Annotated in this window: 7 protein-coding genes; all 7 read right to left on the minus strand. The window is 65.6% G+C overall.

The window, feature by feature from the left end:
- Positions 1-3: 3 nt before the first annotated feature.
- Positions 4-804: an exodeoxyribonuclease III gene (locus BLS52_RS14570; protein WP_026544759.1), complete on the minus strand. Its 801-nt coding sequence runs from the start codon at positions 802-804 to the stop codon at positions 4-6.
- Positions 805-878: 74 nt separating this feature from the next.
- Entirely contained in the window at positions 879-1,706 is an 828-nt protein-coding gene (gene nadE / locus BLS52_RS14575; protein WP_090587658.1) for an ammonia-dependent NAD(+) synthetase, read from the minus strand.
- 97 nt (positions 1,707-1,803) lie between these two features.
- Positions 1,804-2,802 (minus strand): sugar phosphate isomerase/epimerase family protein, encoded by a 999-nt coding sequence (locus BLS52_RS14580; RefSeq protein ID WP_090587659.1) that lies wholly within the window; start codon positions 2,800-2,802, stop codon positions 1,804-1,806.
- A gap of 23 nt (positions 2,803-2,825) precedes the next feature.
- Complete coding sequence (locus tag BLS52_RS14585) at positions 2,826-3,929, minus strand: Gfo/Idh/MocA family protein (RefSeq protein ID WP_090587660.1); 1,104 nt, start codon at positions 3,927-3,929, stop codon at positions 2,826-2,828.
- Positions 3,926-4,660: a sugar phosphate isomerase/epimerase family protein gene (locus BLS52_RS14590; RefSeq protein ID WP_090587662.1), complete on the minus strand. Its 735-nt coding sequence runs from the start codon at positions 4,658-4,660 to the stop codon at positions 3,926-3,928. Before BLS52_RS14590 ends, BLS52_RS14585 begins: the two co-directional genes overlap by 4 nt.
- Positions 4,661-4,835: 175 nt before the next feature.
- Positions 4,836-5,309 (minus strand): sugar phosphate isomerase/epimerase family protein, encoded by a 474-nt coding sequence (locus BLS52_RS14595; RefSeq protein ID WP_139186276.1) that lies wholly within the window; start codon positions 5,307-5,309, stop codon positions 4,836-4,838.
- Positions 5,306-6,625 (minus strand): ISL3 family transposase, encoded by a 1,320-nt coding sequence (locus tag BLS52_RS14600; RefSeq protein WP_231729493.1) that lies wholly within the window; start codon positions 6,623-6,625, stop codon positions 5,306-5,308. The genes BLS52_RS14595 and BLS52_RS14600 overlap by 4 nt, the downstream gene beginning before the upstream one ends.
- Positions 6,626-6,740 lie beyond the last annotated feature (115 nt).

Raw genomic sequence — 6,740 nt, forward strand, 5'->3', positions numbered from 1 at the left:
GGGTCAGGCCAGCTCCACGATGACCGGTGCATGGTCGGAGGCGCCTTTGCCCTTGCGCTCCTCGCGGTCGATCGACGCCCCGTTCACGCGCTCGGCCAGGGCGGGGGAGGCGAGCACAAAGTCGATGCGCATTCCCATGCGCTTCGGGAAGCTCAGCTGCTTGTAGTCCCAGTAGGTGTACACGCCCGGTCCGGGAGTGTGCGGCCGGACAACGTCCGAGAAGCCCGAATCCTCGAAGGCGTGGAAGGCTGCGCGCTCGGGAGGGCTGACATGGGTGTAGCCGTTGTTGAGGAACAGGTCGATATCCCAGACATCCTCATCCCGGGGCGCGATGTTCCAGTCACCGGTCAGCGCAACCTGGGCCGACGGGTCGGATTCCAGCAGCCCCACGGCGTGCTTGCGCAGGAGCTCAAGCCATTCGATCTTGTACGCCATGTGCGGGTCACCGAGCGCGCGTCCGTTCGGCACGTACAGGCTCCACACCCGCACTCCGCCGCAGGTGGCGCCGATCGCTCGGGCTTCCTGGACCGGATCCGTGTCCTTGCCGAACACGGGCTGGCCGGGGAATGTCCGTTCAACGTCGGTCAGGCCCACGCGGGACGCTATGGCCACGCCGTTCCACTGGCTCACGCCGAAGTGCGCCACCTCGTAGCCGCTCTTCTCGAACATGTCCCAGGGAAAGTTGTCGTCCTTGCACTTGGTCTCCTGGATGGCAAGGACGTCCACATCGGAGCGGTCGAGCCACGCCTCCACACGGTCGGCACGGGCTCGGAGGGAATTGACGTTCCAGGTCGCAATCTTCACAGTGGCTACGTTACCCAATTGGCGGGTGATGCTGATAAGCGTTCCGACCCGTGCCACGGCCCGGAATCAGCGGTTCAGTGCTGCCGCCACCACGAGTCGTGGATGGTCACCGGAACCGTGCGCTTGTGACGGGTCATCAGGTAGCGGCGTTCGATGAGCTGTGCCGCTTCCTCCGGGACGTCCCTGCCCTCGAGGTAGTCGTCGATCTCGTTGTAGGTGAGGCCCAGTTCGTGTTCGTCGGTCTGGCCGGGCTTTTCATCGAGCAGATCGGCGGTGGGGATCTTGTTGTAGAGGCGTTCCTCGGCGCCGAGGTCCTTGAGGAGCTGGCGGTTCTGACGCTTGTTCAGCCCGAACAGGGGCAGGATGTCCGCTCCGCCGTCGCCGTATTTCGTAAAGAAACCGGTGACCGATTCCGCGCCGTGGTCAGTACCGATGACCAGCAGGTTGTCGTCGCCGGCGAGCGCGTACTGGGCCACCATGCGGACGCGCGCCTTGACGTTGCCCTTGTTGAAGTCGGACATTTCGTTGCTTGCGGCGGCCGCGAATTCCCGCTGGAAACCGTCGACGGCGGGAGCAACGTTGTAGACCACTGACCGGTCAGGCTGGATGAACGCCAGGGCGGCCTGGGCGTCGTCCTCGTCATGCTGCACGTTGTATGGGAGGCGGGCGGCCACGAAGGCGGCGTCCGCGCCGTCGGCCCGCAGTTCCTCCGCCGCCATCTGGGCGAGTTTTCCGGCGAGGGTGGAGTCAAGGCCGCCGCTGATCCCGAGCACAAAGCCCTTGGTCCCGCTGGCCCGGACGTAGTCCTTCAGGAAGTCCACGCGCCGGCGGATCTCTTCCGCTGTGTCGATGGTGGGGCGTACGCCCATTTCGTCGATGATCTTCGCCTGGAGTTCACGCATACGGCCCACGTTACTAAGTTTTTGTCGCCGATCTGCCGTTATAACGCGTTCAAAGCAGCAGATCGGCGACAAAAACTTCCGGGGGGGGGGTGCCCGGCTATTGCTTGAAGGCTGCGTCGAAGGACGACGACGACGGCGCGAAGTCGAATTTCTTCAGGAACGCCAGCGCCTCCGGCGCGCCCTCGAGGCGGTCCATGCCGGCGTCCTCCCACTCGACCGAGATCGGCCCGTCATACCCGATGGCGGTGAGGGCCCGGAAGCTGTCCTCCCAGGGGACGTCGCCGCGTCCGGTGGAGACGAAGTCCCAGCCGCGGCGGGGGTCTCCCCAGGGCAGATGTGAGGAGAGGATGCCGTTGCGGCCGCCGCCCATCCGCATCTTCGTGTCCTTGCAGTCCACGTGGTAGATCCGGTCAGCGAAGTCGGAGATGAAGGCCACCGGGTCGATCTGCTGCCACATGAAGTGGCTTGGGTCCCAGTTCAGGCCGAACGCCGGCCGGTTCCCGACGGCGTCGAGCGCCCGGCGGGTGGACCAGTAGTCGTAGGCGATTTCGGAGGGGTGCACCTCGTGGGCGAACCGGACGCCGCAGTCGTCGAAGACGTCGAGGATGGGGTTCCAGCGGTCGGCGAAGTCCTGGTAGCCGGCGTCGACCACGTCCTGGCTCACCGGCGGGAACATTGCCACGTACTGCCAGATCGAGGATCCGGTGAAGCCGACGACGGTCTTCACCCCGAGTTTCTGCGCAAGCTTCGCGGTGAGTTTCATTTCCTCGGCCGCACGCTGCCGGACACCCTCGGGATCGCCGTCGCCCCACACCCTTGGTCCCACGATGGCTTCATGGCGGAAGTCGATCGGGTTGTCGCAGACAGCCTGGCCCTTGAGGTGGTTGGAAATGGTCCATACCTTCAGCCCGTTGCGTTCCAGGATGTCGAGGCGGTCCTGGATGTAGGCGTCATCGTCCCAGCGCCAGGCGTCGAGGTGGTCACCGGAGACGGCGATCTCCAGCCCGTCGTAGCCCCACTGGCCGGCGAGTTCGGCCACTTTCTCGAACGGTAGGTCCGCCCACTGGCCGGTGAACAGGGTGAAGTTGCGTGCCATGTATTTCTCCTTGCGTGTTTGGGTCAGGAAAGCGTGCGGGCTGTCGGATCCCAGTCTTCGGGCAGCGGCTCGGCAGCCACCGCGGAACTGCCGACCTCAACAAAGGTCCCGGTCTCCACCGATTCGGTGATGGAGGCCATGGTGTCCAGGACATGGAACGCTGTTTCGCCCTGCGCTCGGTGGGGGATCCCGGCGCGAATGGACCGGGCCAGGTCCAGGACACCGGTGCCCCGACCATAGGTGGATCCGACGGACGGCAGGATCTCCCAGTCCTCAGCGCCGTGGCGGTGGAGGCGGATGTCGCCGTCGAACCGGTTCGGATCCGGGAAGGCGATGGTGGCTTCGGAGCCGGTGATCTCCACGAAACCGTGGCGGGGCAGCGGCGAATCGAAGCTGAAGGTGCTCATGGAGGACGCGCCGCCCTCAAACTGGGCCAGAGCGCTCACATGGGTGGGCACCGTGACCCCGAACTCCTCCCCGGCACGTGGCCCGGAGCCGATGATGCGCGTCTCGCGTGACCGGGAGCCCAGGGCCGCCACCGTCTGGACCGCGCCGAAGGCCTGCACGAGGGTGGTGAGGTAGTACGGGCCCATGTCGAACAGCGGGCCTGCCCCCTCCTGAAACAGGAAGGCAGGGTTGGGGTGCCAGGCTTCGGGGCCGGGGGACTGCATGAGGGTCAGCGCCGTCAGCGGCACACCGATATCGCCGCGCTGGATCATGCGCAGGCCGGTCTGCAGCCCGGCACCGAGGAAGGTGTCAGGGGCGCACCCCAGCCGCACACCGGCGTCGGACGCTGCCTTCAGAAGAGTCTGCCCGGACTCCCGGTCGAGGGAAAACGGCTTCTCGCTCCACACGTGCTTGCCGGCAGCCACCGCACTTAGCGCGACCGGCACGTGCGCGGCGGGCGTGGTGAGGTTGACGATGATCTCGACGTCGGGATGCTGCAGCGCGTCCTCAACCGGTCCGAAGGCGGGGATCCCGAATTCTCCGGCACGCGTCTGGGCCGCCTCCGGGAACAGGTCCGCGACAATGTGGACCTGGACGTCGGGAAATGCGGTGAGGTTGGTCAGGTATTCCTTGCTGATTACTCCGGCGCCAATGATGCCGACGCCTACCGGCCCGCTCATGCGCTGGCGCCGTTCAGGTAGCGCAGGCTCTCCTCGAGGGCCTGGAACAGGTCACCCGCGCTGTCATCGAGCTCGACGACACCCACCTCAACGGAGGAAGCGGCAGCCAGGACCGCCGGGATATCCATGCGGCCGGACCCCACCGCGACCTGTGACTTGTTGTCGCGGTCGATGGCCCCGTCCTTGATGTGGATGAACCGGACGCGGTCACCCAGCTTCCCGAGCAGCTCAGCCGGATCCTGCCCGCCCACCGCGGCCCAGTAGGTGTCCATTTCCAGTACGACGGCGGGATCGAGCCTTTCGGCGAGCAACTCCAGCCCCGTGCGGCCGCCGAAGCCCGTTTCCACCTCCCACCAGTGGTTGTGATAACCGACCGTGATGCCGTACTCGCCCCCCAGTGCGGCCACCTCATTGAGGGCCTCGGCGGTCTGGGTAATCGCCTCTTCCGTACTCCAGCGGGCCGGGTCAACGAACGGGTCGATCACAGTGCCGATGCCCAGTGTGCGTGCCGCCTCGAAGATAAGGTCACGGTCCCCGTTCAGCAGCGGCGCGTGGCCGGAGGGAGCGGTGAGTCCGTTACGGGCCAGGGCCGACGCCAGTGCCTCGGTGTTTGCCGCGAAGTTGTATGGCTCGACCCGTTCGAAACCGATCGAGGCAATCCTGTCGATGGTGCCGTCGAAGTCGGCGTCGAGGGCTTCGCGGACTGTGTAGAGCTGAACTGAAAATTGCACGCATTGCTCCTTCGGGTGTGTTCAGCGTGCGGGCTTCGACAGGGTCAGACTATGGCGGGGACTCGACATACAGCACTGCTTTGGGATCGCGGCGCGGATCCCTTCTGTGCTTTCGATTTCTTTAAGACGTTGAAGAGTCGGCGACGGCTGAGGCAAGCGACGTGAGATTCCTGGCTTATGAATTTGGACCTCCGACTATTCGTTGGTAGGCAGGGCGGATGTAAGCGTCTGATTTTCTTAGTTCGACTCCAATTTTGTCCAAGCTCCAGCCGTGAGTGCCGTGGCATTTCAGGCTGGCTGCACCGGCGTATCCCGCCCTGTGGAGTTCTTGGAGGAGGAAGTGGTGGTCGAGGGTTCCTTCAGGGGTGGGCAGCTGCTTTTCTCCAGGACCGAAGTTTAGTCCATCGATGCCGTGTCGATAGGCGCGGTCGATGTCCCAGATGTAGTAGTAGTAGAGCCGTTTGCGTTCGGCGAGGAAAGCGATGACTTCGCTGATTGTTTCTTCCATGACCCACATATGGGGTGGGGCCAGGCAGACGCCGAGGAATGGATCATCGATGTCCTTGACCAGCCGCTTGATCTGGGCGAAGGAATCGACACCTTCGTCCCATCGTTTGTCGGCTCTTCGGACATCCGGTGGGGGGGTCATGGGGTGAGTCCGCCGGCGGTGAGGAGCATGCGGAGGCGGTAGTTCTCGCGGTTGCGATAGCCGCGGGCGAGGCGGCGGTGGAGCTCGATGATCCCGTTGATCGCCTCGGTGCCGCCGTTGTTCGCGCGGCTCGTGGTGAAGTACGCCAGGAACGCTGAACGCCAGCGGCGGAGGGTGCGGCCGAGGCGGGCGATCTCGGGGATCGGGCAGGTGTGGAACGTGTCGACCACCCTCTCGGCGATCCGCCGCCCCTCGGTCAGGTCCTTCGCGTGGTAGGCAGAGCGCAGCTGCTGTGCGCACTGCCACGCGACGAACACCTCGTCGTGCGCAGGATCGGCCTCGATTGCCGCGGTCAGCCGGATCCGCTGCTTGTCGGTGAGGTTCTCGGCCCCGGCACGGAGGATGGTCTGAATCCCGTAGAGCGGGTCGCCCTTCCGACCGCGATGCCCGAGGGTGTCTTGCTGGACGCGGCGGCGGACCTCGTCGACGGCGGCGGTGCCGAGCTTGACGACATGGAACGCGTCCAGCACAGCGACCGCGTCTTCGAGCGTGTCATCGATCGCAGTCTTGTAGCCCGCGAACGGGTCCAGCGCCGCCACCTTCACGTTCTTTCGGAACGCTTCGCCCCGCTCGCTGAGCCAGGACGCGTATGCCTTCCCCGATCTGCCCGGCACGAGGTCGAGCAGCCTGGCCCGCGTCTTCCCGGTGCTGTCGCGGCTGAGGTCGACCATGCCGGTCAGTTCCTTCGGGCCCCGCTTGCGGTGGTCGACGTGATGCCAGATGTGCTCGTCGACGCCGAGCGTGGTCACGTTCTCGAACCGGGACTCGTCGGCTGCCAACCGCACCAGTTCAGGCTCAACAGCCCGCCACACCGTCTTCCACGATGTCCCGAGCTGACGACGTAGTCCTTCGATCGTGGCGTGCTCGCGGCGCAGCTGCCCGATCGCCCAGTCGACGGCTCGCCTTGTGAGCGACCCGCGCCGAGCGACCAGCGAGGGAAGCTGCTCCACGAACGTCTTCTTGGCACAGCCCACGTCGCCGCATCGCCAGACCCGTTGCCGCCAGACGATCCGCACCCGCGTCACGCCCGGCACGTCATGCAACACTCGACGGCGGCGCCCTCGACCGATCGCCACGACCCCGCACAACGGGCACCCGGTCGGCGCCGCCGGTGTCGAAACGGTGACGATCAGCAGCCCGTCGCGGCGGTCAACGTGCTCGACATGGACGCCGTCGAGACCGACCAGCAGATCGCAGCGGTAACACGGATCAGCGGCAGAGCGCGCGTCAGCGCACCCCGAAGTAGGGTGAAGCACGTCGAGGTCCTCGTGATGGATCAGCAGTTGGCGCTACTGATCCTCGGGGACCTCGACCCCTACCCGCCGACCATCACCCGGCGAGCCTCACCCCCACCGCATGTCCGAAGAGCCC

Source organism: Arthrobacter subterraneus, assembly GCF_900099735.1.
GTDB lineage: Bacteria > Actinomycetota > Actinomycetes > Actinomycetales > Micrococcaceae > Arthrobacter_D > Arthrobacter_D subterraneus.